This window comes from Polaromonas sp. CG_9.11 (assembly GCF_015752225.1).
Taxonomy (GTDB): domain Bacteria; phylum Pseudomonadota; class Gammaproteobacteria; order Burkholderiales; family Burkholderiaceae_C; genus Polaromonas.
Window position 1 is genome coordinate 44,464 of the sequence record NZ_JADOVE010000009.1, and the last position, 24,795, is coordinate 69,258.

The 24,795-nt window shown below is 61.0% G+C and carries 25 protein-coding genes and 1 pseudogene; 5 read left to right on the forward strand and 21 right to left on the reverse strand.

Going from position 1 to position 24,795, the window contains the following annotated elements; all coding sequences use genetic code 11:
* Positions 1 to 359 precede the first annotated feature (359 nt).
* The 10 genes from ntrC to IWX85_RS09355 form a co-directional block, all read right to left on the reverse strand.
* On the reverse strand, positions 360 to 1,904 hold the full coding sequence (ntrC, locus tag IWX85_RS09310; RefSeq protein WP_196869547.1) for a nitrogen regulation protein NR(I): 1,545 nt from the start codon (positions 1,902 to 1,904) through the stop codon (positions 360 to 362).
* A 55-nt stretch (positions 1,905 to 1,959) separates the two neighbouring features.
* Positions 1,960 to 3,057, reverse strand: a complete 1,098-nt coding sequence (glnL, locus tag IWX85_RS09315; RefSeq protein WP_196869548.1) for a nitrogen regulation protein NR(II) — start codon at positions 3,055 to 3,057, stop codon at positions 1,960 to 1,962.
* Between the two features lie 35 nt (positions 3,058 to 3,092).
* Positions 3,093 to 3,632, reverse strand: coding sequence for a hypothetical protein (locus IWX85_RS09320; RefSeq protein ID WP_196869549.1), 540 nt, complete (start codon positions 3,630 to 3,632; stop codon positions 3,093 to 3,095).
* A gap of 209 nt (positions 3,633 to 3,841) precedes the next feature.
* A complete protein-coding gene (gene glnA / locus IWX85_RS09325; protein ID WP_196869550.1) occupies positions 3,842 to 5,257 on the reverse strand; it encodes a type I glutamate--ammonia ligase in 1,416 nt (471 codons plus the stop codon).
* Positions 5,258 to 5,483: 226 nt separating this feature from the next.
* Positions 5,484 to 6,308 carry a molybdopterin-binding protein gene (locus IWX85_RS09330; RefSeq protein ID WP_036811030.1) on the reverse strand — a complete coding sequence of 275 codons (825 nt, stop codon included), beginning with the start codon at positions 6,306 to 6,308 and terminating at the stop codon, positions 5,484 to 5,486.
* Positions 6,305 to 7,237, reverse strand: coding sequence for an EI24 domain-containing protein (locus IWX85_RS09335; RefSeq protein ID WP_196869551.1), 933 nt, complete (start codon positions 7,235 to 7,237; stop codon positions 6,305 to 6,307). Before IWX85_RS09335 ends, IWX85_RS09330 begins: the two co-directional genes overlap by 4 nt.
* A 7-nt stretch (positions 7,238 to 7,244) precedes the next feature.
* A complete protein-coding gene (locus IWX85_RS09340; RefSeq protein WP_196869552.1) occupies positions 7,245 to 8,351 on the reverse strand; it encodes a sterol desaturase family protein in 1,107 nt (368 codons plus the stop codon).
* A 5-nt stretch (positions 8,352 to 8,356) separates the two neighbouring features.
* Positions 8,357 to 9,238 (reverse strand): polysaccharide deacetylase family protein, encoded by an 882-nt coding sequence (locus tag IWX85_RS09345; protein ID WP_196869553.1) that lies wholly within the window; start codon positions 9,236 to 9,238, stop codon positions 8,357 to 8,359.
* Positions 9,204 to 10,229 carry a hypothetical protein gene (locus IWX85_RS09350; RefSeq protein WP_036811022.1) on the reverse strand — a complete coding sequence of 342 codons (1,026 nt, stop codon included), beginning with the start codon at positions 10,227 to 10,229 and terminating at the stop codon, positions 9,204 to 9,206. The genes IWX85_RS09345 and IWX85_RS09350 overlap by 35 nt, the downstream gene beginning before the upstream one ends.
* 132 nt (positions 10,230 to 10,361) lie before the next feature.
* The gene (locus IWX85_RS09355) at positions 10,362 to 11,102 is read right to left on the reverse strand and encodes a pseudouridine synthase (protein WP_036813905.1); all 741 of its coding nucleotides are present in this window, start codon (positions 11,100 to 11,102) and stop codon (positions 10,362 to 10,364) included.
* 171 nt (positions 11,103 to 11,273) lie between these two features.
* On the opposite strand from IWX85_RS09355, the gene cls reads away from it, so the two are divergent.
* Complete coding sequence (cls, locus tag IWX85_RS09360; RefSeq protein ID WP_081932716.1) at positions 11,274 to 12,557, forward strand: cardiolipin synthase; 1,284 nt, start codon at positions 11,274 to 11,276, stop codon at positions 12,555 to 12,557.
* Positions 12,558 to 12,619: 62 nt separating this feature from the next.
* Here cls and IWX85_RS09365 read toward each other — a convergent pair whose 3' ends face one another.
* Positions 12,620 to 13,597, reverse strand: a complete 978-nt coding sequence (locus IWX85_RS09365; RefSeq protein ID WP_051984385.1) for a DHH family phosphoesterase — start codon at positions 13,595 to 13,597, stop codon at positions 12,620 to 12,622.
* 218 nt (positions 13,598 to 13,815) lie between these two features.
* On the opposite strand from IWX85_RS09365, the gene IWX85_RS09370 reads away from it, so the two are divergent.
* Entirely contained in the window at positions 13,816 to 14,076 is a 261-nt protein-coding gene (locus IWX85_RS09370) for a hypothetical protein (RefSeq protein ID WP_196869554.1), read from the forward strand.
* A gap of 210 nt (positions 14,077 to 14,286) precedes the next feature.
* On the opposite strand, the gene IWX85_RS09375 is transcribed toward IWX85_RS09370, so the two are convergent.
* Together IWX85_RS09375 and IWX85_RS09380 are read right to left on the reverse strand one after the other, a co-directional pair.
* A complete protein-coding gene (locus IWX85_RS09375) occupies positions 14,287 to 14,409 on the reverse strand; it encodes an Hsp20 family protein (RefSeq protein ID WP_196869555.1) in 123 nt (40 codons plus the stop codon).
* Between the two features lie 637 nt (positions 14,410 to 15,046).
* On the reverse strand, positions 15,047 to 15,427 hold the full coding sequence (locus IWX85_RS09380) for a hypothetical protein (RefSeq protein WP_036804558.1): 381 nt from the start codon (positions 15,425 to 15,427) through the stop codon (positions 15,047 to 15,049).
* Between the two features lie 19 nt (positions 15,428 to 15,446).
* Here IWX85_RS09380 and IWX85_RS09385 point away from each other — a divergent pair, with 19 nt between their 5' ends.
* On the forward strand, positions 15,447 to 15,938 hold the full coding sequence (locus IWX85_RS09385; RefSeq protein ID WP_196869556.1) for a hypothetical protein: 492 nt from the start codon (positions 15,447 to 15,449) through the stop codon (positions 15,936 to 15,938).
* Between the two features lie 201 nt (positions 15,939 to 16,139).
* Here the strand turns inward: IWX85_RS09385 and IWX85_RS09390 are convergent, their stop codons facing one another.
* The 8 genes and pseudogenes from IWX85_RS09390 to ylqF form a co-directional block, all read right to left on the reverse strand.
* On the reverse strand, positions 16,140 to 17,270 hold the full coding sequence (locus tag IWX85_RS09390; RefSeq protein WP_196869557.1) for an outer membrane beta-barrel protein: 1,131 nt from the start codon (positions 17,268 to 17,270) through the stop codon (positions 16,140 to 16,142).
* Between the two features lie 123 nt (positions 17,271 to 17,393).
* On the reverse strand, positions 17,394 to 19,346 hold the full coding sequence (locus tag IWX85_RS09395) for an ice-binding family protein (protein WP_196869558.1): 1,953 nt from the start codon (positions 19,344 to 19,346) through the stop codon (positions 17,394 to 17,396).
* Positions 19,347 to 19,615: 269 nt separating this feature from the next.
* Positions 19,616 to 19,798: a hypothetical protein gene (locus IWX85_RS09400; RefSeq protein WP_196869559.1), complete on the reverse strand. Its 183-nt coding sequence runs from the start codon at positions 19,796 to 19,798 to the stop codon at positions 19,616 to 19,618.
* Between the two features lie 143 nt (positions 19,799 to 19,941).
* Positions 19,942 to 20,274 (reverse strand): Crp/Fnr family transcriptional regulator, encoded by a 333-nt coding sequence (locus IWX85_RS20945; RefSeq protein ID WP_370584254.1) that lies wholly within the window; start codon positions 20,272 to 20,274, stop codon positions 19,942 to 19,944.
* Between the two features lie 555 nt (positions 20,275 to 20,829).
* A pseudogene (locus tag IWX85_RS09410) lies at positions 20,830 to 21,557 on the reverse strand (Crp/Fnr family transcriptional regulator).
* Between the two features lie 193 nt (positions 21,558 to 21,750).
* The gene (locus IWX85_RS09415; protein ID WP_196869560.1) at positions 21,751 to 22,323 is read right to left on the reverse strand and encodes a hemerythrin domain-containing protein; all 573 of its coding nucleotides are present in this window, start codon (positions 22,321 to 22,323) and stop codon (positions 21,751 to 21,753) included.
* Positions 22,324 to 22,401: 78 nt separating this feature from the next.
* Positions 22,402 to 22,758, reverse strand: coding sequence for a hypothetical protein (locus IWX85_RS09420; RefSeq protein WP_196869606.1), 357 nt, complete (start codon positions 22,756 to 22,758; stop codon positions 22,402 to 22,404).
* Positions 22,759 to 23,130: 372 nt separating this feature from the next.
* The gene (ylqF, locus tag IWX85_RS09425) at positions 23,131 to 24,090 is read right to left on the reverse strand and encodes a ribosome biogenesis GTPase YlqF (protein ID WP_036804570.1); all 960 of its coding nucleotides are present in this window, start codon (positions 24,088 to 24,090) and stop codon (positions 23,131 to 23,133) included.
* Between the two features lie 176 nt (positions 24,091 to 24,266).
* Between ylqF and IWX85_RS09430 the strand changes: the two genes are divergently transcribed.
* Positions 24,267 to 24,536 (forward strand): hypothetical protein, encoded by a 270-nt coding sequence (locus IWX85_RS09430; protein ID WP_036804572.1) that lies wholly within the window; start codon positions 24,267 to 24,269, stop codon positions 24,534 to 24,536.
* A gap of 21 nt (positions 24,537 to 24,557) precedes the next feature.
* Positions 24,558 to 24,788, forward strand: a complete 231-nt coding sequence (locus tag IWX85_RS09435) for an oxidoreductase-like domain-containing protein (protein ID WP_196869603.1) — start codon at positions 24,558 to 24,560, stop codon at positions 24,786 to 24,788.
* The last annotated feature ends 7 nt before the right edge of the window (positions 24,789 to 24,795 follow it).

Below are 24,795 nucleotides of genomic sequence, written 5' to 3' on the forward strand. Positions count from 1 at the left end.
GTTATCGACCTGGATCGCTTTTGCAGTGGCACGACTAAACTTCAACCCGATGTTTACACAGCCATCCTGAACACGCGCTGACTGCTCGACACCGAGTTGAAAAACTGTGCCTTTGTTCCGGACCCTGAAGACCAAGCTCAACGGCGGCAGCAACTCGTTGGGCTGGGCCATGCAGAAAACGGCCTGTTTGCAAAGTACCTGAAGCGGCGCAAGCCAGGTCAAGGAGCACGTCACGGCGGCATGGGAACCGCAACGCAAGACATGACTTCTCTATGAACTTGATCAGTTCGCGGAAAAATGTAACTTGCTATCAAGAAAATAGCTACTAGCGCATACGGGGCATGCGCAAAACCACTTATTCATTCAAGATTAAGTTCCTGTATCTTGCGTGTGATGGTGTTGCGTCCGATGCCGAGCTTGTGCGCCGCCTCGATGCGCCGGCCGTTCGTGTTGGACAGCGCGGTCCGGATCAGGCGGGATTCAAACCGGCGCGTCAGCACATCCCAGACATCGCTGCGGCCCGACACCAGCAAGGCCAGCGCCTCGGCCTCCAGGCCGGTTTCCCATGCCGATGGCAGTGCGCCGTTCTCGGTAACGGTTGCGTGCACCGCCTGCGCTGGCAGCGCGGGGAATTCGGACGGATACGCGACGACGGTCGGCCTGAAGGTATCGCTGGTAGGTTCCTGCCGCGACAAGTCGGTTTTTTCAGCCAGCTGCGCGCTGGATTTCCACTCCGGCGTCGAGCCGAGCACTTCGGGTGGCAGGTCCTTGGGTTCGATCACCTGGGCCGGCGCCATGACGGTCAGCCAATGGCAGATATTCTCTAACTGGCGCACATTGCCGGGAAAACCGAACAGGCTCAGCTGCTGCAGAGCCGCCTCTGAAATGCGCTTGGGCTCGACGCCGAGTTGTTTGGCGCTTTGCTGCAGGAAGTGCCGCGTCAGCATGAATACATCCTCGCGCCGCTCGCGCAGCGCCGGCAGGCGCAGGCGAATCACGTTCAGGCGGTGAAACAGGTCTTCGCGAAAGCCGCCTTCCTTGACGCGCTGCTCCAGGTCCTGGTGCGTGGCGGCAATCACCCGCACATTGGTCTTGACGGCGTTGTGCCCGCCCACGCGGTAGAAATTGCCATCGCTGAGCACACGCAACAGCCGGGTCTGCAGGTCGAACGGCATGTCGCCGATTTCATCAAGGAACAGCGTTCCCCCGTCCGCCTGCTCGAAGCGGCCACGGCGCAGCGTCTGCGCGCCGGTGAAGGCGCCGCGCTCATGGCCGAACAACTCGCTTTCCAGCAAATCCTTCGGGATGGCGGCGGTGTTGATGGCGATGAACGGTCCGTTGGCGCGTGGCGAATGCTTGTGCAGCGCACGTGCCACCAGTTCCTTGCCCGAGCCCGATTCGCCGGTGATCATCACCGTGACCATGCTCTGGCTCAGCCGGCCAATGGCGCGAAACACGTCCTGCATTGCCGGCGCCTGGCCCAGCATCTCGGGCGCGGCGGCCATGCGTTCCTCGGCCACTTCCTCGCGCTGGCTTTCCTCCACGGCGCGGCGGATCAGCTCGACCGCCTTGTGAAGATCGAAAGGCTTGGGCAGGTATTCGAACGCCCCGCCCTGAAAGGCCGACACGGCGCTGTCCAGGTCGGAAAAGGCCGTCATGATGATGACCGGCAGGCCAGGCAGCCTGGCCTTGACCTTTTCAAGAAGGTCCAAACCCGAGCCACCGGGCATGCGGATGTCGCTGACCAGGATTTGCGGTCCGTCGCCTTCGGTGGCAACCTCGAGCGCCGCCAGGACTTCGCGCGGATTGGTGAAGCTGCGCGTGGGCAGACCTTCGCGCAGCAGCGCTTTTTCCAGAACAAACCGGATGGACTGGTCATCGTCAACAATCCAGATCGGTTTCATGCTTTGGGGTCCCTTTGCTTCGAGCGTGGTTATCTTTGATGAAAGACAGCAGACTTCAGGGCAGCGGTATCAGCAGCTTGAAGTCTGTATGGCCGGGCCGGCTTTCGCACTCGATCAAACCGTGGTGTTGCTGGACAAAGGTTTGCGCCAGTGTCAGCCCCAGCCCCGAACCGCCTTCACGCCCTGAAATCAGGGGATAGAAAATACGGTCTTTGATGGAGTCCGGAACACCCGGCCCATTGTCAATCACATGCAATTCCAGTGCCAGTCGATAGCGTTTCTTGCCAAAAGTTATCTGCCGCGCAACCCGCGTCCTGAAAGTGATGGTCGCGGCTCCTGCCGTGATGTGTTCGGCCAGTTCCTGGGCCGCATTGTGGGCAATGTTCAGCACGGCTTGAATCAGCTGCTCGCTGTCGCCGCGAAATTCGGGAATCGACGTGTCGTAGTCGCGCACCACCCGCAGCCCCTTGGGAAACTCCGCCAGGATGAGTGAACGAACCCGCTCGCAGACCTCGTGGATGTTCACGTCGCCCACCAGGTGGGGCCGGCGGTGCGGCGCCAGCAGGCGGTCCACCAGCGTCTGCAGCCGGTCGGCTTCATGAATGATCACCTGCGTGTATTCGGTCAAGTCCTTGCCGATTTCCATCTGCAACAGTTGCGCCGCGCCGCGAATGCCGCCCAGCGGGTTCTTGATTTCGTGCGCCAGGTTGCGGATCAGTTCCTTGTTGGCCTGTGCCTGGTCAATCAGGCGTTCCTCGCGGTCCTGCTTGGCCTGCTGCTCCAGCGGGAGCATTTCCACGATGGCTTCGCCAGGCGTGTCGGTCTGCGCGACCACGACATGCACCGGCATCGGCTCATGGTTCAGGCGCCGCAGCCAGGCGTCATAGCGCAGCGCGGCAAATTCATTGCTGCCCGCGCCTTCCAGCGCATGCTTGAGGATCTGCGGCTCGGTGAAGCATTCGGGCAGTTGCGAGCCCTCGATGGTCCGGCGCGAGGTGCCGAGGGCGTCTTCGAGGGCGGCATTGGCAAACACCACGCAGCCATCGGTGCGGACCACCGCAACCAGTGTGGCCAGCAGGTCAAAGGCCTGGAAACGGATGGTGCCCGAAGCCGGGAAGGAAGACACAAAGGTGGGGGCGGATGGCTTTTTCAAGCGTCCATTTTCATCCAGAAGCCGATCCACCCGGCTTAATTTGCTGCCGGCAAGCGGGAAATCTCGCGCTTCAGGCCGGCAACGTCGCTCTGGCTGCGCGCAATGCTGTCTTTCAGGTCGCTGACACGGTCAAGGTAACGCTGGTAGTTGCGACCCTCGATACCTTGCTTCTCTGGCTCGCCGTTGTTGTATTCCTTTTGCAGTTCGGCCAGCCGGGCATCGGATTTCCTGAGTTCCGACTCCAGGATGATGCGCGAATCGCTGTCGCGCGCCCGCTGGTCGGGGTTGCTGTCCGCACGCGAATTTCCCGCTGCCGGGCTGGTGGCCACGCGCGCAGGCGCTTTTGGAACCGGCGTACCCTGCACTACCGTGACATTGCCGCCGGAAACCTCTTTGCAGTTGCGCGATTGCGCATCCTTGACGTTGTTGATGTATTCAGGCGCTGCGCCACCAAGGCCGGCGCAGCGAAAAATCTGTTGCGCCCAGGCAATGGAGCCGGGGCCAAGCAACAGCAGCGACACCAGCGACAGGCTGGAAAGGGATGGCAGGGAATACGGGAATGAGATGTTGTTCATAGGAAAATGTCCAGCGTCTGGAGCCGCTTGCATGCAGTGTGCGGGATGGAGACAAGAATCGCCTGAGAGTATGCGTCAAAGCGGAAAAAATGCGAAATCTGCAGCGCATCTATTCCACACGCCCATGAAAAAAGGATGGCAGACGCCATCCTTTTTTCATACGTCGCTGGCCTTCCTGCTTGCCAGGGAAGCCAGCGGCTGGGCCGTGCTTACAGCGAGAAGTACATGTCGAATTCGACCGGCGCGACTTCAACGCGGGTGCGGTTGACTTCGCCCATCTTCAACTCGATGTAGGCATCGAGCATGCTGTCGGTGAACACGCCGCCCTTGGTCAGGAAGGCGCGGTCCTTGTCCAGTTCTTCCAGCGCCTGGTCCAGGCTGTGGCAGACGGTGGGTACCAGTTTGTCTTCTTCCGGCGGGAGATGGTACAGGTCCTTGGTGGCAGCTTCGCCGGGGTGGATCTTGTTTTCCACGCCGTCCATGCCGGCCATCAACAGGGCCGCAAAGCCCAGGTAAGGGTTCATCAGCGGATCGGGGAAGCGCGCTTCGACGCGGCGGCCCTTGGGGTTGGCCACGTAAGGAATGCGGATCGACGCCGAGCGGTTCTTGGCCGAGTAAGCCAGTTTGACCGGAGCCTCGAAGTGCGGCACCAGGCGGCGGTAACTGTTGGTGCCGGGGTTGGTGATGGCGTTCAAGGCACGGGCGTGCTTGATGATGCCGCCGATGTAGTGCAGCGCAAAATCGCTTAATCCGGCATAGCCGTCCCCAGCAAACAGGTTTTTGCCATCTTTCCACACCGACTGGTGCACATGCATGCCCGAGCCGTTGTCGCCAGCGTAAGGCTTGGGCATGAAGGTGGCGGTCTTGCCGTAGGCGTTGGCCACGTTGTGCACCACATACTTTTGCAGGATGGTCCAGTCAGCGCGCTCGACCAGGGTCGAAAAACGCGTGCCAATCTCGTTCTGGCCAGCGCCAGCGACTTCATGGTGGAACACCTCGACCGGAATGCCGAGTGATTCGAGGATCAGGGACATTTCGGCGCGCATGTCCTGCGTGCTATCAACCGGAGGCACGGGGAAATAGCCGCCCTTGACGGTCGGACGGTGGCCCCGGTTGCCGCCTTCGAGCTTGGTGCCGCTGTTCCACGGTGCTTCGTACTCTTCGATTTCGTAGAAGCTGTGGCCCGGCTCGGTGCTCCAGCGCACACCGTCGAAGATGAAGAACTCAGGTTCTGGTCCGAAGTAGGCGGTGTCGGCCAGACCGGTGGACTTCAGGTAGGCTTCTGCGCGCTTGGCGATGGAGCGCGGATCACGCTCGTAGGCCTTGCCATCCGTTGGCTCGATCACGTCGCACGTCATGATCAGCGTCGTTTCCTCAAAGAACGGATCAATATTGGCCGTGTTCGGATCGGGGATCAGTTGCATGTCCGAGGCTTCAATGCCTTTCCATCCGGCGATGGACGAACCGTCAAATGCATGACCGTCGGTGAATTTGTTTTCATCAAAGTGAGACACGGGCACCGTGGTGTGGTGCTGTTTGCCCCGGGTGTCGGTAAAACGGAAGTCAACGAACTTGACTTCGTTTTCCTTGACCATGTTCATGACGTCTGCGACGGTCTTTGCCATCAAAATCTCCTGTACTGGATGGTGGTTTAAAAATTCGGCTCAATTTTTTGAATGCACTTTTTGTGCCAAAGCCGGGTACACCGGGGTTTTGCCAAACCCGTCATTGTGCCGCTGCTATTGTCGCTACTGAATGTCGATTGACTTGTTTTGAAACAGCAGTTTTAAAAATTAAGCTTAAAATGCACTTGTATGGTGCATATATGGTCTCAATACGGCATTTTTCTTGTTATCGCACCAATTCGGGGCCAAGCTTAAGATCGAACTTGTGCAAGCCTGCCAGCAAAGCGGGATAAGCGCGGTTGACGGCATCCGCCGTCCCTTTGACGCCAAGTTCAATATGACGCCCATATTCTGGATGGTCGACGCTGGGCAGGCTGAACACCTTCACGCCGGCGTGCTCGGCTTCAATTGACAGCATCAAAGGGGTCAGCGCGGCTTCCATCGATCCCATCACGATGACGGATTTTTCAACAGCGCAAGTCGCCTGGTGCAAGTGGGCATAGCTGTTGTTTAAGACCCACTCGACCATTGGCCAGGCCATGACAGGAAAGCCGGGTACAAAATGCACCGCGCCCTGCCCGGCCTGGCAGGTAAAACCGGGAATCTTGTTGTAGGGATTGGGAATGATCTGGGCACCGACTGGAAACACGCCCATGTTCAGGCGGTGCAGGTTGTCATGGCGGTCGGGCTCGTAGGCGGCGCCCTGCTCTTTGGCCGTGTCGCGTATGCGTTCCTCGATCAGCCGCCTGGCTTCGGGATGCAGCGCCAGTTCCACGCCCAGCGCCCGGGCGGCGCACTGGCGGGTATGGTCGTCCGGCGTCGCGCCGATGCCGCCGGTGCAGAACACCACATCACCCGACGCGCGGCTGGCGGCAAAGGTGCGCGCCAGCGTCGCGGTGATACGCTCCGGGTCGTCGCCGACATACTCAGCATAGGCCAGCGCCAGACCCCTGGCTGCCAGCAGTTCGATGACTTTGGGCAAATGCTTGTCGGTGCGCTTGCCTGAAAGAATTTCATCGCCAATGATGATGAGTCCGAATGAAGGGGTCATGCAAAAGGGTCCTGGAGTTTGGTGGTGGAGTCCGGCGGGACGCCGCCTGACAGTGTGGAAAAAACCGGCGCGGGCGACTCGCCAACTATTAATTCTGTAGCAGCTTGTGCTGAGAGCGCCTGCGCTGCAGCATTGCTTCGCTTGCGAAGCTGCTCCAGCGCGGCCAGGCAGTAATGGGCAAACCAGAGCGATGAAAAGGCGAACACCAGGGTGTAGATCCAGATCGCCAGCGGTACCAGGATTGGCGCCATGGCGATGAACATGGCGCCTGAGGCCCAGAGCAGGCTGGGCGCCGCGCCAAGGTAGCCGCTCAGCACGCCGATGCCGAGCAGAGGCAGGCGGTTTTCGCGGAACAACTGCTCGCGTTCCTCGCGGCTGGCGTGGTCCGCCAAAGCATCGTAGGACATGACGCGATAAGTCAGCCAGCCCCAGATCAGCGGCGGCAGGATCAAAATCAGCGGCGGCACCAGCCAGAGCGGAACCGTCGCCACCAGCGCCACGATGGCCAGCAAGGTCGACCCCAGCGACCAGATGATGCTGGCGAGCATCGAGCCACCCTTTTTGCGCTCCAGCTGGGGGAACCGCCGGCTTGCCACCAGCACCACCATGCTGGGCGTCATGAATACCGCTACCAGCAGCAGAGTCGCGACGACGATCACCGGAATGGCCAGGAACAGCACCAACGCCGGCGCCAGCACCAGGCGCAGGCTGCCGAGCCCGATGCCGTCAAGCCAGTGCACCATGGCATTGACCAGCTCGAAGCTTTCCAGGCTGCCGCGCACTGCGACCAAGGCGTCTTCCCAGTAAAAGTAGCCCAGCGTCAGCGACAGCACGCCCATGATGATGACGGGCAGGATCGACAGCGCGATGACGCGAGGATGCAGGCAGTACATCACCGCCCGCCAGAAGGAATCAAGCATGGTGTTCATGAAAGCGTCATGCCCGACCGAACAGCCGCTTCATGCCCAGCCACTGCTGCGACCAGAAACCGCTGCCGTAGTCGCGATGCCTCTCGACCTGGTCGCGCACACCGGTCGGGTCATAGCGAAGCTCGAAATTGGCTGTGCCAAACAACATGTCCCACCACGGCAGCAGCACGCCGAAATTTTTCCCGCCGAGTTTAAAAACCCCCACGCTCCCCACTTCGTGTGGTTCGCTGCCCCCCGGGGGGGCGCTGCGCCTGCGGCCCGGCAAAGCCGGTTCCGTGGCCCCGACTGATGGAAACGCCCCCAAGCTTGTCGCTTCGCGTACTGCGATGGGGCTTGCCAGGACCGGCGTTTCGTGACCGATGCCGATGCTGTGGTGCAACCGGTGAAAGCGCGGGCTGACCCAGAGCCGCTCGCCCACCCGGCCAAACCAGAGCCGCACATTGGCATGCTGGAAGCTTTCGCTCAGTTGCGTCAGCGCGACGATGAGGATGAACTGGTCCGACGCCACGCCGATCAGCTGCGCGACGACCACGACGACACTGTCGATCAGGATGCTGTCGAGCAGGTGGCTGCGGTTGTCGCTCCACATCGTCATCTGCCGCTGTGAATGGTGCAGTGAATGCAGCCGCCACCACCACTCCAGCTGGTGCTGGCCGCGGTGCGTCCAGTAGGCGACAAAGTCGAACACCAGCAGGTAGATCAACAGGCTCACGACGGCCTGGTCGGTTACGCCGGGCCACAGCTGGTCCAGGTGAAAAGTGCCGTAGCCGGCGGTGCGCAGCGCGCCGAAGGCTGCATCAAACCAGGGATCAAGGGTAAAAAAGAGCACCAACCGGAACAGCCCGAGCCGGTGGATCAGCGTGTAGAGCACATCAATGCGGATACTTGCCCTGTCAGCGGGCGAGTCCATTGCTTCGACCGGCCGCCAGCGTTGCAACGGTCCTATCACCGCCAGCAGGATGATGACCTGCAGGACGCCGATCATGAACCAGGCCGTCGCCGCATAGGCATCCTCGAACAGGCTGCTCATGTCGAGTGCAAACAGCGCGGGTTGCACCAGCGCCTGGAACAGCCAGCCTTGAACACCTGCAAAAATTCCAGTCATCCAGTCCATCGGTTCTATTTTCCAGTCTGGGTTGTCAACACCAGCGGCTGCGCTTCGACCCAGGCCTGGTACTGCGGATGCTCGCGCAGCGTCCTGAAGCAGAAGCCTTGCGACTGCAGGCCAGTGATCAAGGGCTCCAGCACCGCTGGCGCCCACGGTTCCTGGCGTGACCAGATGCCCAGGTGCGCCACCAGCACATCACCCGCCCGGACACCCTGCAGCGCCTTGTCCAGCAGCACGGCGTTGGGGTATTTTTCGCTGGGCAACTCGTCCCCCAGAAAGCCGGCAGGCGACCAGCCCACATGCGCGTAACCGCACGACCGGGCGGCGGCCAGAAGCTGCGGCGAGGTTTTGCCACCGGGTGCGCGAAACAGCGGCAACGGCTTCTTGCCAGTGATGTCCTGCAGGCGCGCGCTGGCACGGCTGATTTCCTCGCAATATTGCTTGGCCGTCCAGGTGAACGTCTTGCCCTCGGATGGACCTGCCGAAGGACGTACGCTGAATTGCGTCGGCGCCCCCGATGCACCCGGCACGTCGGCCCGCCAATAGGTATGGTCAAAGGTGTGCGATGCAAACTCGTGGCCTTCCGCCGCCCTCGCCTTCCACCAGGGCGCCCAGTGCGTTCCCAGGCTGCCATCGCCGGTCTTGGTGCGCTCGTTGGCGGCAAAAAAGGTGACCCTGACCTGGTGCCGTTTCAGTACCTCGGCCATCAGCGGCGCCACCTCCATGTGGCCAGTGTCCAGCGTCAGGTAGACCGGCTTGCAGGACGCGCGCTCGGGCGAATTTTTGGCTTCAAACTGGCCATCCGCGCTTACTGCACATACACAGTTAGCTATCAATAAAATAGCTAACGAGGCCTGACTACCTCGGCGAGTGATCGAGCGTCCAGACGCCATGGGGACTCCTGCCAACGTTGATTTGACGCACCACCTTGCGGCTGGCCACGTCGATGAAAGTGAGCTTGCGAATCCAGCGTGACGTCACGATGATCTGGCTCAAGTCGCGGCTCACGTCCATGCAATCAGGGCCGCCGGGCGCCGGAAAGCTGTTCACCACCTGGAGCGTCTGCAGGTCGATCATGCTGATGGTGTTGGCCACCCGGTTGCTGACCAACAGGTGGCGCTTGTCGCCGAAAGCGCGAAAGGCATGGGCGCCCATCGCCGTCTTGATGAACTTGACCCGTTGGGGCTCCTTGCCGCTCACGTCATACACCTCGACGCCATCGCCGCCGGTCAGGGCGACCAGCACGAATTTGTCGCTGGCCGTGCCAATCAGGTCGGCGGGCGTCGAGCCGGTTTTGGTGCGCCACTTGATGGTCTGCGTGGCCAGATCGATGGCGATCAGTTCGTCGCTTTCCTGCATCGTCGAGTAAATCGTGCTGCTCTTGCTGTCGATCCACAAATGGCTGGGCGTCTTGCCGGTGGCAATGCGCTTGGCCAGGGTCATGTCCTTGCCATCCCAATGGAAGATGTCGATATGGTTGAGGCGGTTGGCAGCCGTCACGAACCACTTCATGTCGGGAGAAAACCGCAGGTGGTAGGGATCGATGATGCCGCGTACCGTCCGCTGCACTTCGGCAGTTTTCGGATCGATGAAGGTCAGCGAATCGGACAGCGCGTTGGCGACGATCACCGATTTCTCGTCGGGCGTGAGGTAGAGATGGTGTGGCTGCTTGCCGGTCTCGATGCGCTTGGTCTCGGTCCAGTTCGCCGGATTGATCACGCTGACGCTGTCATCCAGGGAATTAAGCACGAACACAGGCGTGGTAATGGCGGCAGTTGCCGGCGCGGCGGCCGCAATGCCAGCAGTTTGTCCAGATGCAGACAGGCACAGCAAGGCCAAAAAAGCAGCCGTGCAGAGAGCCGGAAAACGGGAATATGCATTCACAGAACGGTTCTTTCCAAGGTCAATCCGCTAGTGTAGCGGCCGGTCGTGAATGCCCCTTGGCGTGGTGTGCGGAAAGCCATATGTGCCACGCAAGGTTGTGCGCCTTTTCCTCAGGACTTATCCGGAGGGCGGCTACGTCGCGGCGGTGCCGGCGATGCTGGCCAGGTCGTGTGCCGTCAGCCAGCGCCATTCACCGGGCTTGAGGTCTGCCGGCAGCGCCAGCGAGCCGATGCACGAACGGTGCAGCCCGCCCACGTCTTCCACCCGGTTGCCCACGGCGGCGATCATGCGCTTGACCTGGTGGTATTTGCCTTCGGTCAGCGTGAGGCTCAACGTTGATTCGCCGGTCTGGTCGCAGGCGGCCGCCCGAACCGGCTTGGGGTCGTCGTCCAGCACCACGCCGGCCAGCAGCTTGCCGACCTGCTGCGCGTCCACCGGATGTTTGGCCGTGACCTGGTAGACCTTGGGCACATGGTGTTTGGGCGAACTCATGCGGTGAATGAACTTGCCGTCGTCCGACAGCAGCAGCAGGCCGGTCGTATCCTGGTCGAGCCGCCCGACCGCCTGCACGCCCGCTGCCGCACCGCCGCCACGCTGGCGAATCGGCGCGGGCAGCAACGTGTAGATGCTGGGATAGGTGCTCGGCTTTTGCGAGCACTCGTAACCGGCCGGCTTGTGCAGCATCAGGTAGGCTTTTTCGTGGTATTTCCAGGCCACGCCCTGCACCGTGAAGTGCAGGCCATCCGCTACGAAATCCATAGCTGGATCGGTACACGCAGCGGCCGCCACTGTCACAAAACCCTGCTGAACCAGCCCCGCGCAGACGCGCCGCGTACCAAACCCTTGGGAAAAAAGGATTTCCTGCAATTGCATGTGTGTTTTTGCCATGACGCTATTGTCGCCCGGCGTTCAAGCGGCCGGACTACCGGCCTGCAGGGAATCGGCTTTGGACAAAATGGCCCGCCTGTCGAATAATGCTTGAGCTTCAACCAGTGCAGACGGGCTCAGGCATTTCACCTCCATTTGACAACTTGCCATTCCACGATGATTAAAAAAAAACGCCTTGCGCTCGTGATTGCCGCCACGTTTTTTCTGACGCTGATCAGCCTGCTGGCGGTGATTAACTTCAGCAGCGGTGAAAAAGACGTCAGTCAGGAACTGCCACGCCTGTATTCGACCCACGAGCCGCAGTTTCGCCGCGCCATCGGCTCGCTGCTGGGACCGCCGCTGGTGGGCGGCAACCGGGTGCAGGAGCTGATCAATGGCGAGCAGATTTTCCCGGCCATGCTGACGGCGATCCGCAGCGCGCAGCAAAGCATCACCTTCGAGACCTATATCTACTGGTCGGGCGACATTGGCCGCGAGTTTGCCGATGCGCTGTCCGAACGTGCCAAGGCAGGAGTGAAAGTGCATGTGCTGCTGGACTGGGTCGGCAGCGCCAAGATTGACGACGGCTTTCTGGACAAAATGAAGAACGCTGGCGTACAGATCAAAAAGTTCCACAAACCGAACTGGTACAACCTGCACCGGCTCAACAACCGAACCCACCGCAAGCTGCTGGTGGTGGATGGCCAGACTGGATTCACCGGCGGCGTCGGCATTGCCCCCAAATGGACCGGCAACGGCCAGGATGCCGACCACTGGCGCGACTCCCATTTCCGCATCGAAGGCCCGGCTGTTGCCCAGATGCAAGCCGTATTCATGGAGAACTGGCTCAAGGTCACCGGCCAGGTCATGCATGGCGAGAATTACTTTCCGGCGCTGCAAGCGCTTGGCAACAGTGATGCCCAGGTTTTTTCCAGTTCACCGTCGGGCGGCAGCGAAAGCATGCAGCTGATGTACCAGTTGTCCATCACCGCCGCCAAGGATGCGATTGACCTGTCCAGCGCTTATTTTGTCCCCGATGACCTCACCACCCAGGCCCTGGTCGATGCGCTCAGGCGCGGCGTGAAAATCCGCGTCATCACCCCCGGAGAAATCATCGACACCGACACGGTGCGCGCGGCCTCTCGCGGCACCTGGGGGCCACTGCTCAAGGCCGGCGCCGAAATCTACGAATACGTTCCCAGCATGTACCACTGCAAGGTGATGATTGTGGACAAGCTTCTGGTGTCAGTCGGTTCGACCAATTTCGACAACCGGTCGTTTCGCCTGAACGACGAGGCCAACCTGAACATTTACGACACGGCTTTTGCCGAGCGACAGACGCGTGTTTTCGAAGACGATCTGAAGAAGTCCCGCCAGGTGACGTACGACCAATGGGCAGCCCGGCCGCTGAAGGAAAAATTCATGGAGCGGCTGGCCTTGCTGCTGGAATCGCAGTTGTGACGCGTTGTGGACCTCACCCACGGGAAAAAACCGTTAGCCAGGCTCCGTCCTATACCTTTCAACTACACGGGCGAGACACTGCCGGCTTGAGCGCCGCAGGCTTCCTGCCCGGCTAAGGGCGTAGCGCTTGCTACAAATACGCCGCTCAGCAACTCAGGCAGGCGCTCGACGCCCATCTTGAAGCCGCAAGCCTGCGCATGGCCGCCGCCGCCCATGCTTTCAGCCAGCGGGATGCAGTCAAAGCTGCGCTGCGAACGCAGGCCAACCTTCACGCCGCCACTCTTGCCGACATGCCACATCAGCGCGAAGGTGGTGCTTTTTTCAGACAAAAGGTTGCCGATCAGGCTGTGAAACACACCGGGCACGTTGACCATCAAGCCGCTCTGGCCGTTAAAAACGACAGGCTGGGCGGAGTCGGACATATCGGTAACGAGCTTTTTGAATTTCTCGTCCATGGCCTGGCCGCGCGCCATGAAATCAGTGGTTTGCTCCGGGCTGAACTTCGCAATCTCGGCCCAGCGGGCAAAGTCGAGTGGCTCCATGTCGAGCGCGGCCAGAAAGCCGGCGCTCTCGGGGTACTGCCAGGCCCAGATGTCGCGGTCTTCGATAAACCGCACCAGATCAGGCACGGGCTCGTCGGGATGGAAAAACTCCCAGGCCAACCGGGCACCGGACTTGTCCATGTCGAAGTGCACCACGCCGCAGCGGCAGGCAAAGCCGGTCAGCTTTTCGGCGGCGCTTTTGTGGTGGTCGAGCATGACGAGCTTGGCAGCACGTTCCTCGATACCGCGCAGGGTATCGGCCGAAAATGAAAAGTCGAGGATGTACACGGCGCGGCCTGCCAGCGCGGGCAGGTCATCGACCGACTTGATGTCGCCGTGGTCGAGCGGCAGAAATTCCGCTTTGCCAGCATAAAAAAACCAGGCCGCCAAAGCCGAACCGAAGCCGTCAGGGCATTTTCGGCCGTGGTAGATGATTAGAGGCTGTGGGTCGTTCAGGTCAGGGGCCACGAGGAGTTGCAGGGGAAGAATGGTTTTCATGATGAGCGAATTGTCGCCTCGCAGCGCACACTGCCATTCGCCATAACAACAAACCCTGTTATCCAGGACTGAGCTTGCCCCGTACTTGATCGGGGAACCCGGCATCCATCGGCGCACGTTCAAGCGGCCTTGGACACCAGCCGTTCTCAATGCCACCCGGCAGTTTATGAAACAAAGCATAGGACAGCCAGAGAGGCATGCATCAGTGCTGCGCAAGCTTGTCCGCCCTTTCTGTGGGCGAAGCTGTGGATAACAATGTTCACAAGCCGCGCAAGCCGCGCCCCTGTTGGCCTGCCGGGCGGTGCCCGGAAATTGTGCAGTTGATCCGCATGCTGGTCGCCCGTCACCTGGACCACGAGTTGCTCCCTGGCGACGCCGGGCATGTCGGCGACAAGGGTAAATCCGTGCTCGTCTTCAAAAATAACGATGCACCGCAGCATGACAATGCCGCGTCGCGACGGCTTAACCTGCGGATCTGAAGGGACAGCGGACGAAACCTCACGGCCGCCCTGCCCTTAGCCCTGGTTTTGTGGCTGCAAGTTTGCTGGCCGGCCGGCCCCGTGCAGAAGCAGCGGTCCTGACTTGCCCGAACGCCTTGCGCTTCCCTTTGCCCGGAGTGCAGTCTTTCCTGGTTCTGCTGGTTGCGCTTTATGACATATTGCATGGATCAAAAAATCTGGACCATGCGATCAGTTGGCATTGCTCTGGCGAGGCGTCGAGTCTTCGCCGCGAGGCACGGTTGCGCGCAGCATGCCGTCGCGACAGGTGGCGTTGGTGCGGTCCAGGTCGGCATCGTCAGGCAAGGTGTTCACGCGGCATAAACTGCCCTTGAATCGCTCTTGGCCTAGAAGGCAGTGTGCTCGCCCTGGGCCGTACCGTCACGCCTGCGTTCGCCCGCAATCACAAGTAGGCCTTTGTCCACGGTGATCGGAGCGCTGCCGGGTCCGCACCGGGCACCAGCGCCAGCGCCAGCGCCAGCGATTTCAATCGCATCCGGCGTGGTGCGACATTGATGACCGGGAAGGGTTGACGCGGCAACGCCCGGATACTGCCAACGCCAGCAGGCCGCAAAGCCTGCGCGTGGCTTTCGTGCAGGCAGTTGAGCTTGGAGAAAAGGTCGCCGCAAAGCGTCACTGTTCAATTCGTGAGAAGCAACTCCTTGGTTGCATTGGTGAAAACAACAGGGGACCGACAGCGCAGGTTTCGTTGCCCACTGCCGAATCAGGCAATGCAGCAGACACAACGCCCGGCCCGCGCATGCGCCAGCCAGCCAGCCAGCCAGCCAGCCAGCCAGTCCCTGACGGCATCACGATTTTGGGGCAGTGAAAAAATTCATGCGGTTGGCACAAAGCGAGGCCAAGAAATCGCACGGTGGATGCGCTTGGTTTGCTGCAGCGCAAGTAACAATTTGCCAGCGCCAGAAGCCTTTTTCTGTCAGAAGCGCAGGAATCAGGATTCAGGCAGGCGGTGGGCCGATGCTTCTTCGGCGGTTTCGTAGGCAGCGCGCGGCTGGTCGCTGTGCGACACCCGGTAGCCGTCGGCCACATAGCCGGGTCCTTTCATCACCATCACGATGACGCAGCCAATGCCGACGGTCAGGACCATGGACCAATGGAAAATGATCACACCGCCGACCACGTAATCCATCATCTGAAGCCAGCGCGCCTCAGCGGCATCAGGAACCGGTTCGCCCAGCAAGTGCAACGCCACTAGGCAGAGCAAAGGCAGCGCCGTGCCCGCCAGGGCAATCAGCGGCAGCTTGCGCCACAGCCGCCATTCCAGACCACTGGCGGCGCGGTAGTGATGCGGAATTTTTTTAAACCAGTTCATGACATGCACCTGAAAACTCTTGACCAAGGTTGCGAGGTTAAGCCTTTGTCCTTTTTACGGTTTGTCCCGTCACAAAAAACCAGCCGTGCCCGCCAATCCACACAAACGCTCGGTATCGAAGACCTTAGCGCACAAAAGTAACCCCGAAAAATCGCCTTATCAGCCGTGTGCATTGCCCCCAATTACTGTGGGCCACCCTGTGCATAACATTGTTCAAAAACCACGAAAGTCGCGCCAGCACTGGCTTGACGGGCGGTGCCTTTTAAATCACCAGACATTTCGCCGCCAGAACGTCAAAAACCCCTTGTTTGCCTATGAAAACCTGCTCTTCAATTCCCTCGCAAACAGTCGGGCTGTTGGGGCCTTTGCGCTACCGCCAACTGCAAATTGCCCGCGCATTCTGTACGCCAGCCTGTGGATAACAATGTTCACAACTCAAAAAAAACCTTATTGGTGCTGGCTTTGCGGATACTACCTGGCAATTCACCGGAACGCGGCCGTTGCCGGCTGATGCCATTTCGAACGGTTTGCGCCACAACTTTATTCTTTTGAAACGACCTGATGCGACTGTAGGATTTCGCCTCGAAGCGTCGTCGGAATGGAGGCCCAGTTTGTAGTGGATGGCTCTGGAAACAGCCATGAAAAAAGGCGCATAAAGCGCCCTTATTGTCATTCTGCCGGTACTGTTCGGCTTGGCTTCTTTACGGCCGGGCTATTGCACGCGGCGTTCGATTGTGATGTTCTCAACCTCTACCCGCCGGTTAGGCTCCAGGCACTTGATCAACGCGGGAAGCTGCCTTTCGGTGCAAGTCATGACCGGATCGGCTTCGCCCTTGCCCTGGGCCTTCAGCCGCGCAGCGCCAACGCCTTTGCTGGCCAGGTAGGTCTTGACAGCGACGGCACGGCGCTCGGACAGCTTCTGGTTGTAGGCACTGGAGCCAATGCGGTCGGTGTAGCCGGTGATGACGACGTCGTTGACCTCGGCATGGCGACCCAGCGCGCTGGCGATTTCGTCAAGCCGGGCCTGCGGCATGCGCAGCTCGGCGCTGTCGAAAGCGAACAGTTCGGTGGCCGACAAGGTGTACTTTTCAAACCGGGGCGCAGGGGGCGGCGCCGGCGGCGGAGGTGCCACGGCCACGACCTGCCGGACCGGCTCGGCGGCGGCCATGCGCGGCGCGGGTGCCTGGCTCTTTGCGCCAAAACGGTAGATCAGGCCGACCGAGAACAGGTCGATGTGTCCCCGGTTGCCAATCGCATCGTTGATGCGATAACGCTCGGCCTCGGCACGCACGGCGAGCGACTCGCTCAAGGCATATTGCAGCCCCAGGCCAAGCTTGTAGTTGGTGTCGTTCTTGCGCGGGTTGGGATTGGCCACCTGGACGGCCCCCGTGCCGCTGAAGGAATCGCGGGCCTGCGCGTAATTCAGTCCGGCCCGGCCGAACACCGAAAACTTCTCGCTCAGGGGAACGGTGCCGACCAGGTCAAGGTTCAGGCCACGCAGCTTGATGCGCCCGTCGAGCGTTCCGGCTGGCACGGTGGTGGCGGTGTAGCCGAAATTCCCGAGGTCGAAATAGCCGCCTTCAACCGCAAAGTTCCGGTTCAGCTGGTAACCGCCGAAAATCTTGTAACCGGTGGAGCGGTCGTCATCGACGAGGGTGCTGGCGCTGAAGCCGCTGCCCAACAGGCCTCGGTTGATCCGCTCGTCGTCGATGGTGGCGGCCGAGCGACCCACGTTGGCGCCGCCGTACCAGCCCGAGTCCTGGCCTTGGGCCATGGCGCCCGCGCAGGCAAGTGTCGCCAGCGCGGCCAGGCTGAGCGCACTTGTGACTTTAGTTAATTTCATGTTTTTCTCCAGACAGGATTTGAATCATTGGTCTTTTGCGTCTCACCGCTGCGCCAGGCGCACCCTGGGGCGAGAGGCCGGCGAAAACCATCGTCCCGCCGCCGGCCTTGGCACCGCAACCGGTCAAGGCAGGTTGATGCGTGTGTTCACCATGGTCACGCCGGAGATCAGGCTCAATGCACGGCCGTCAAGCACCGTGAGCTTGGCGTTCCCGGCGGTGGAGAAGGTCACGGCTTGCTGGGCAATGATGGTGCCCTTCATGAAACCGCCGCCGGCCCCATTGATGGTGGCCGAGGTGCCAACCTGCCAGAACACATTTTTCGCCTGCGCGCCGTTGGCCAGGATGACGCTGCGCGCGCCTGTCGGCCCGGCAATGCCGACCGTCAGCGAACTGCCCATCTGGAAGATGAAGACCGCATTCGGGTCGCCCTGCGCATCCAGCGTCAGGTCGCCCTGCGTCAGCTGGTAGGACGTGGCCGAGGTGTAGGTGCCGGGGGCCAGCGTCAGCAGGCCCAGTTCGCCGGCACCGGCATAAGCGCCAGGCGGCACGGCGACGAGCTGGTTATAGGCATTTTGCGAGGCGTCCAGGGCTGCGTCGGCAATCGCCTTGGTCGTGGCATTGCCGGGAGCCGGCGGATAGGTGTAGATGCTGCCGTTCACGGCACCATCGTTCAACGGCGTCACGGTGTAGACATTGCCGTTGGTGTCGTGCAGGCCTGTCACACCGGTCGATACTGCGGTGGTGCCGATGTCGCCGTTGATGACCGTGTCGATGCCTTGGTTGGTCATGCCGGCGGTGCCGCCATAACTGGCAAAGGTGCTGGCCGCGCCCAGAACGATGGCAGACGGAACGGGTGGCTGGGTGCAGTTGACGGCGGTAAACGTCCACTGGTAATTTGCAGCCATCGGGTTGGCCGGATTGGCCAGGTCCTTGACACCATTCACACCGCCCTTGACCACAGCGGTGTAAGTCACCCCGGCAGTCAGCGGTGCCAAAGGCGTCAGTGTGGCCGTGCGGCCGGTGGCGTCGTCCAGCACCACGGATGATGCGGTCACGGGGGTCAGCGCCGGGCCGGTCAGGTTAAAGCTCGCAGCACTGACGGTGGCTGGGTCCATCTCAAGACCGGAGGGCACACTGAAAGTTGCACTGACGCTGGCATTCGTGCAGACGTTGGCGGCGTTGGACCCAGGCCGGGTGGAAAGCACCGAGACATTCGCGGGCGCAGTAGGCGCTGCGGTGGTGAAGGTCCAGACATGGTTGCTTGCCGCTGGCAGTGATGCCTGGTTGCCGCCCAGCTGGTTGCGCGCCAGGTCGGTCGCGGCACGGGTGACGGTGGCGGTGTAGGTCGTGCCCGCAGTCAGCGCGACCGATGGCTTGAAAAACGCGGTTTTTCTGGCCTCTGAATAGCTCACCGTTCCTGAAGGCGATGCGCAAGGTGCGGCGCACGTCAGGGTGAAGCTGGCGGCGTTCAGGCTGCCCGGCGCCATGGCTTCGGTGAACACGGCGCTGATGGCGGTATTGGCCGGCACGCCTGTCAACGGACCCGGGTTTGTCGTGGCGGGAACCGTCAGGGAAACGCGGGGCCGCGTCGTGTCGGCGGTGATGCCGGTGGTAAAGCGCCAGACATAGGGGCTTGTCATGGCCAGGCCGCTGGCCAGGCTTTTTGCGTCGCTGATCGTGGCCGTGTAGCGTGTGGAAGATGCCAGGATTGCGGTCGGGTCGAGTTCGAGGGTAGCCTGTTGCTGGCTCGCATCAAACGTCACGCTGCCTGCGGGAGCGACACAGGGCGCAGCGCAGCTCAGGGTGAAAGCGCCACGGCCTGACAGCGACACCGGCTCGCTGAAGGCGGCGGTGATCAGGCTTTGGTTGATCGCGACACCGGTGGAATCATTCGCAGGCACCACGGCGGTGACTGAAGGTGCCACGGCGGCGGGCACCAGCGTGACGACCGCGTCGCCCGAACCCAGGATGGGGTCGCGTCCGCCGTCACCGCCGCCGCAGCCGGCCGCCAGGGCACTCAGCAGCAGCGCTGTCAGCCACGGGCGGTGGCTGGACTGGCTTGTGGGTTGTTTCATTTCTTGTTCCTGTCGGTGTGGGACGCGCAGGTCAGTTACGAAAATTCGCTACTTTTACGCGTTCTGGGCGCGATTATGGAATCGATACCAATGCAAAAGTAAATGTTAGAAAATGTCAGCGTCATGTCCTACAAATGATCAAACAATCAAATTTATCAAGAAATACAATTTGATAATTCAATCACTCACCGATGCCTGGCCGTTGTTGACTGAGAACCGCATGCAGTCGATTCAAGGCGTCAACGCACTCCAGCACATCGCTGGATAACTTAATGGCGGATGGCGCTGCCTGCAGCCAGCAGTTGACTGGCACATTGCCTCAGGCGTTCGGTCACGGCACAAAACAGAAGGTCCCAGTCTTCAGACGCAATGCCTGGTTGGCTGACCCCATGCCCGGTGCTGGCGATCAGGAGGCGGCCGGCTTCATTGGGGTGGCAGATCGAATGGTTCATGGTGCTTTGCTGGACGGTTGTTGCAGCGCCGCCCAGTGTCCCGTCAGTTCAGAAGGCACCAGATATTGAATCGCTCCTTGAAAGCACTTGTAACTATTTACAGTGAATCTGTATGTTGGTTAGCGCACATCGCCCGACAATTTTCAACGGGCCGGGGCCTTGGCCGCCGATCCCAGCAGATCGTTGTAAGTCTGCTCGCTGGTGGCGTAGCAGCTGCAAGCGGCGGCTTCCAGTCCGATGCGGTCCAGTACGGTGATTTCACCCCGGTGGTACTCGATCAGTCCGCCCCGGTGCAGAGCACTGGCTGCGGCCGTGATGCCGACGCGGCGCATGCCCGGCATGTAGGCCAGAAAATCGTGCGTCAGGTGAAAGCGGTCCGAATGGGCGCGGTCCTGGCTCATCAGCAACCAGCGCGCCAGGCGCTGGCCGATCAGGTGAAAACGCAGGCAGGCCGCAGAGCTTGCCTGCTGCACCATGAGGACATACAGGTAGCGGTTCAGGCCACGCCGAAGGGCCGTGCTGTGCGCCAGTTCTCATTTGAAAGGACCGGTGACGATGCGCCAGGCAGCGCCCGCCCCCTGGACCAGCGCATGCAAGGGCACGGTTTGTCACGCCCAGCACCAGTTGCGCGCCCAGCATGCCTTCACGGCCCACCATGCCCACTTCCACGCCCGGACTGCCGTCTACCAGTGCGACCAGCGAAATGTAGCCCTGCGTCGGGAAATAAACATGGCGGGTCGGTTTCCCGGGCTCGCACAGCACCTCGGACAGCACCAGTTCGACCGGCTCGCAAAGCGCCAGGAGGCGGCTGCGGTCAGCCACGGGAAGCAGTTCAATCAGGTGATTTTCAAAGGCATTTATGCAGGCTCTCGGGGTGTTGCAGACCCTTCCAGGAAAGGGGCAAATTCAAAGCCGCGCAGCTGACAAATGCAGTTCGATTCGGAGTGACCGAGCATGCCCTACGCCTACAAATTCTCACAAAAAACAGGCAACACAATGCTTAGATGGCAGGTGTTCAGGAGGACGCGAGGTCAAGCCGAAAGTTTGGCCGACACTTTTTCCGGAAGCAGCCGGTCGTATTCCTTTTTGACCACTGCATAGCATTCACAGGTGCGTTTTTCAAGTCCGGGCCGGTCGAGGACCAGAATACGGCCACGCGAACAGCTGATCAAACCGGCTTTTTGCAGGCGCACTGCGCCTTCGGTCACGCCTTCGCGGCGAACACCGAGCATGTTGGCAATCAGCTCCTGCGTCTTACCAGCTCATTGCCCTTCAGGCGATCCAGGCTGAGCAGGAGCCAACGACACAGTTGCTGGTCCAGTGAGTGGTGGCGGTTGCACACGGCCGTCTGGGCCATTTGGGTGATCAGGGCCTGGGTGTAGCGCAGCAGCAGGTGCAACACCGGTATGCGCTTGAATTCTTCCTTGATTGCCAGCGCCTTGAGCCGGAAGCCGCGCCCGGCACTTTGCACCACTGCCCGGCTGGGCATTGACTCGCCGCCCATGAAGAGCGAAATGCCGACGATGCCTTCATAACCCACCACGGCAATTTCAGCCGACGAGCCATTTTCCATGACGTACAGCAGCGAAACAATGGCAGTGGTCGGGAAATACACATGGCTGAGCGTGCTGACCGACTCTTACAGCACCTGGCCCAGCGGCATCTCGACAAACTCGAGCTGAGGCAGCCAGCGCAGCCATTCTGCATCCGGCAAGGCAGCAAGCAGCTGGTTTTTCTTAGGGTCGGGAGAAACAGGCATCAGGACTTCCAGGCTAAATCTGGCTCAATCTGCTACCTGCGCAGCGATCTCGCGTGAAGCCGGAGTTTAGCCAATACACGCCAACTCATATGTACGCTACCGAACAGAGTCGCCGCTTGAGAAACAGACTCATCCCACAGGTTGCGGGCCCATGCAGCCCACACCAGAAACGCCGCCAGCCCGGCGCCCCGTTTCAGCGCCGCATCAGGCGCCTGCCCAGCAGCACACCGGCAGCCGTGGCGCCCGCCAGCATGGCAATGGACGGTACAGGCATGGCACGCACCATGTTCACCGCGATATCCGCGGTACGCGGCGCCACCAGTTCGAGCCTGCGCTTCATCATCCTGGCGCCCAGATCGCCAAGTTGATCCTGCAGCAGGCGCTCGGCCTCGGGGAGGATCAGGGTTTCTTCGTCGGCCACATGGTGAATCACGTCGCGCATCAATTCCATGAACATGTCGTCATAGCGTGCGTCCTCGGGTTCCATATTGCGCAGCAGGGCAATCAACCGTTTCATCTCGGCATGTTCAGGAAGCACTTTCGTGATCGCCTCGTTGTCACTGACTTCACGAACAGCGGGATAGAAGATTTCCTCCTCCAGTTGGGCATGCACTTCCAGCGCCAGGCAGACGGTGTTGACCAATCCCCGTTTGACCAGCGGCTTGCTGGTGGTCCTGTACTGGTGAAAGGTAGCCATCGTGTGGGTATGGTCCAGCCTGATCATGTTGGTGGCATTGGGCATGAAGGCACTGGTGATGGAGTTCATGGGACGTCCTTTGTTAGCGATGTTGAATCCGTGAATTGACACGCCGCCCGTCAGCGGCAGCGCATGCGCCAGAGGCCGTCATGCGCCGCCGATTCCAACAATGACCTTGCCGCTGCCCTTGCAGGACGGACAGATCGCATCACCCACGCGGCCGGATCCGCCGCATTGGGGGCAAAGTCCTTCACCGGTCCCTGGCGTTCCTTCAGGCGCCTCGTCGCCCGGGTTCGCGCTACCCGAAGGCATGGGGACCGTGATACCTGAGCGATTGGGTGGCGAACTGCCGGACATGTCCAGCGAGGCGCCCGGGTCTTCCTCTCCCGCCACCGACTGGCTGTCGAGGTTGACATCGCAAGCGGGTTCAGCTGGAGTTTTCCGCGCTGGTCCTGAGACTTGGGTCATGCCGCCGGCGGGCGATGGAGCTTGTTTCTGTGTCATGCGTTTCCCCTGTTGTTGCTGCGAATTCAATGGAGGCTTTCATGGCAGGCATGGGCCCCGTATCTGCATGGAAACAACATAGACGTTCAGGCGGTGCAACGCAGCCCACCAGCTTCGCGCCTTCGCGTAAGACAGTTCGTACAGCCGAGACGCAGCCGTTGGGACGACGGTGCCCAAGACGCGCTGGCGCACACCCTGGCGCAGTGCCGCTAGATGCCGACAGTGCCTCTGACATCTCAGTTTTTTAACCAAAACAGCATCCTGCGCAGGCAGCACGGGCAAAGCCAGCTATGCTTTTCAGAGCAACTCATGCCGACGCCTCTCGATCCTTTGCCGTCTTGCATGAACCCGCGCCGGCAGGCCGCAGGCCGCCTAACGTGAACCGGGCTTGACGGGCCGGGGGATTTTTTTCTGCTTGATCAGCCGGCTGGTCTCGATCTTGTCTTTTTTCACCTGGCGCTCGGCATCAAGCAGTTCCCCGGCGGCTGTCCAGCGGGCAAATTCCTCGGGCGTTTCCAGCGTCACGCGTCCGAGCGTGGCAGCGCGAAACTCGTAGATCACGATCTCGGCGGCTTTTTGCAGGTTGATGCGGCCCTTGGTCAAGACCGCGCCGCGCTTGCGGCCGATTTCCTCGAGCACCTGTTCGTCGGTGCTGCCCGGCACCAGGTCGAGCCGGTAGCGCGCCGCCAGCATGTCCGGGTAGTTGGGAATCAGGTAGTCGAGCAGTTCGAGCGCCACCTCTTCTTCTTCAAACGCATTGCGACCAATCGCGCCACTGGCGGCCAGGTTGTAGCCGCTCTTGGCGACGATGATGCGCGGCCACAGCATGCCGGGCGTGTCCCACAGGTAAAAGCCGTCGCCCAGCACCAGGCGCTGCTCGACCTTGGTGATGCCCGCCTCGTCGCCGGTCTTGGTCGCGCGCTTGCCGGTCAGCGTGTTGATCAGCGTCGATTTGCCGACGTTGGGAATGCCGCAGATCAGCACGCGCATCGGCTTGACCATGCTGCCGCGCGTCGGCGCGAGCGCGTGGCAGGCGTCGATCAGCGCCTTGGCCGGCGTGCTCATGCTGGCATCCAGGCCGATGGCGCGCGTGCCGGGCTGGCGGTTGTAGTGCGCCAGCCAGAGCGCGGTGCGCACCGGGTCGGCCAGGTCCTGCTTGTTCAGCACCTTGAGCGCCGGTTTGGCGCCGGTCAGCCCGGCCAGCATCGGGTTGGCGCTGGAGCCGGGCAGGCGGGCGTCTAGCAGCTCGATCACCACATCAATTTCCTTGATGCGCTCTGCAATAGCTTTTTTGGTCAGGTGCATGTGACCGGGAAACCACTGGATGGCCATCGGGATGTTTCTTTCTTAGGTTACGGGTGCAGGCAAGGCTGCGTGATTGCAGCCAAGGCGGCGGCAGGGCATTACACCGCCAGCCGCCCGGCACCGAACAGCGAATTGTCACCTGTTCACACGCAGGGCCGGGCGGCGGCCTGACGAGGCCGGACGAATAGGGGAAAATCCGGTACATGCCCTTACCCAATGCCCCTACCCGCCGCCCCAATAATCCCAACACCCGCCAGGCTGACAAAAAGGCCAACAACGACCTGCTGATCAAAGGCGTGCTGTGCGCCCTGATCGGGCTGGGCGTGCTGGTGTCGCCCCACTACATCACCTCGCCCGGCATGCAGGGCATCGTCGCCCAGACCTCGCTGGTCGGCTGGTTTGCGCTGGTGCTGGGATGCGCCTTCCTGGGGCTGTATGCCAAGCGGCGCCTGTCGGCGCAGGGCAAGCCCTGAACGCCCTTGCCCACTCAAGTCATGCCGGAGCCTGACAACCTGCAACTGCCTTCCAGCCGTGAGGACTGGCTCAGGCAGTTCAGTGCATTGCACCAGCGCGCGCTTGACGCCGGTGTGGCCCTGCGCGCTCCGCCGCCGGAACCCACGAGCTGCTGCGGACGCGGCTGCAATGGTTGCGTTTGGGAGGGTTTTTACAGCGCAGCGGCATATTGGCGGGAAGAGGCTTTGCTTCAGTTGCAAGGCATGCAGTAATCCGGCA

Excerpts from the sequence above, each read along its gene's own strand:
- IWX85_RS09380 (WP_036804558.1), bottom strand. The coding sequence starts at position 15,427 with ATGAACTGGTTTAAAAAAATTCCGCATCACTACCGCGCCGCCAGTGGT.
- IWX85_RS09340 (WP_196869552.1), bottom strand. The coding sequence starts at position 8,351 with ATGGACTGGATGACTGGAATTTTTGCAGGTGTTCAAGGCTGGCTGTTC.
- IWX85_RS09415 (WP_196869560.1), bottom strand. The coding sequence starts at position 22,323 with ATGAACTCCATCACCAGTGCCTTCATGCCCAATGCCACCAACATGATC.
- IWX85_RS09320 (WP_196869549.1), bottom strand. The coding sequence starts at position 3,632 with ATGAACAACATCTCATTCCCGTATTCCCTGCCATCCCTTTCCAGCCTG.
- IWX85_RS09335 (WP_196869551.1), bottom strand. The coding sequence starts at position 7,237 with ATGAACACCATGCTTGATTCCTTCTGGCGGGCGGTGATGTACTGCCTG.
- IWX85_RS09345 (WP_196869553.1), bottom strand. The coding sequence starts at position 9,238 with ATGGCGTCTGGACGCTCGATCACTCGCCGAGGTAGTCAGGCCTCGTTA.
- IWX85_RS09390 (WP_196869557.1), bottom strand. The coding sequence starts at position 17,270 with ATGAAATTAACTAAAGTCACAAGTGCGCTCAGCCTGGCCGCGCTGGCG.
- IWX85_RS09435 (WP_196869603.1), top strand. The coding sequence starts at position 24,558 with ATGCCGGAGCCTGACAACCTGCAACTGCCTTCCAGCCGTGAGGACTGG.
- IWX85_RS09430 (WP_036804572.1), top strand. The coding sequence starts at position 24,267 with ATGCCCTTACCCAATGCCCCTACCCGCCGCCCCAATAATCCCAACACC.
- IWX85_RS20945 (WP_370584254.1), bottom strand. The coding sequence starts at position 20,274 with ATGGTGCAGCAGGCAAGCTCTGCGGCCTGCCTGCGTTTTCACCTGATC.
- IWX85_RS09395 (WP_196869558.1), bottom strand. The coding sequence starts at position 19,346 with ATGAAACAACCCACAAGCCAGTCCAGCCACCGCCCGTGGCTGACAGCG.
- IWX85_RS09355 (WP_036813905.1), bottom strand. The coding sequence starts at position 11,102 with ATGCAATTGCAGGAAATCCTTTTTTCCCAAGGGTTTGGTACGCGGCGC.
- ylqF (WP_036804570.1), bottom strand. The coding sequence starts at position 24,090 with ATGGCCATCCAGTGGTTTCCCGGTCACATGCACCTGACCAAAAAAGCT.
- glnA (WP_196869550.1), bottom strand. The coding sequence starts at position 5,257 with ATGGCAAAGACCGTCGCAGACGTCATGAACATGGTCAAGGAAAACGAA.
- IWX85_RS09365 (WP_051984385.1), bottom strand. The coding sequence starts at position 13,597 with ATGAAAACCATTCTTCCCCTGCAACTCCTCGTGGCCCCTGACCTGAAC.
- cls (WP_081932716.1), top strand. The coding sequence starts at position 11,274 with ATGATTAAAAAAAAACGCCTTGCGCTCGTGATTGCCGCCACGTTTTTT.
- IWX85_RS09400 (WP_196869559.1), bottom strand. The coding sequence starts at position 19,798 with ATGAACCATTCGATCTGCCACCCCAATGAAGCCGGCCGCCTCCTGATC.
- IWX85_RS09420 (WP_196869606.1), bottom strand. The coding sequence starts at position 22,758 with ATGACACAGAAACAAGCTCCATCGCCCGCCGGCGGCATGACCCAAGTC.
- IWX85_RS09330 (WP_036811030.1), bottom strand. The coding sequence starts at position 6,308 with ATGACCCCTTCATTCGGACTCATCATCATTGGCGATGAAATTCTTTCA.
- ntrC (WP_196869547.1), bottom strand. The coding sequence starts at position 1,904 with ATGAAACCGATCTGGATTGTTGACGATGACCAGTCCATCCGGTTTGTT.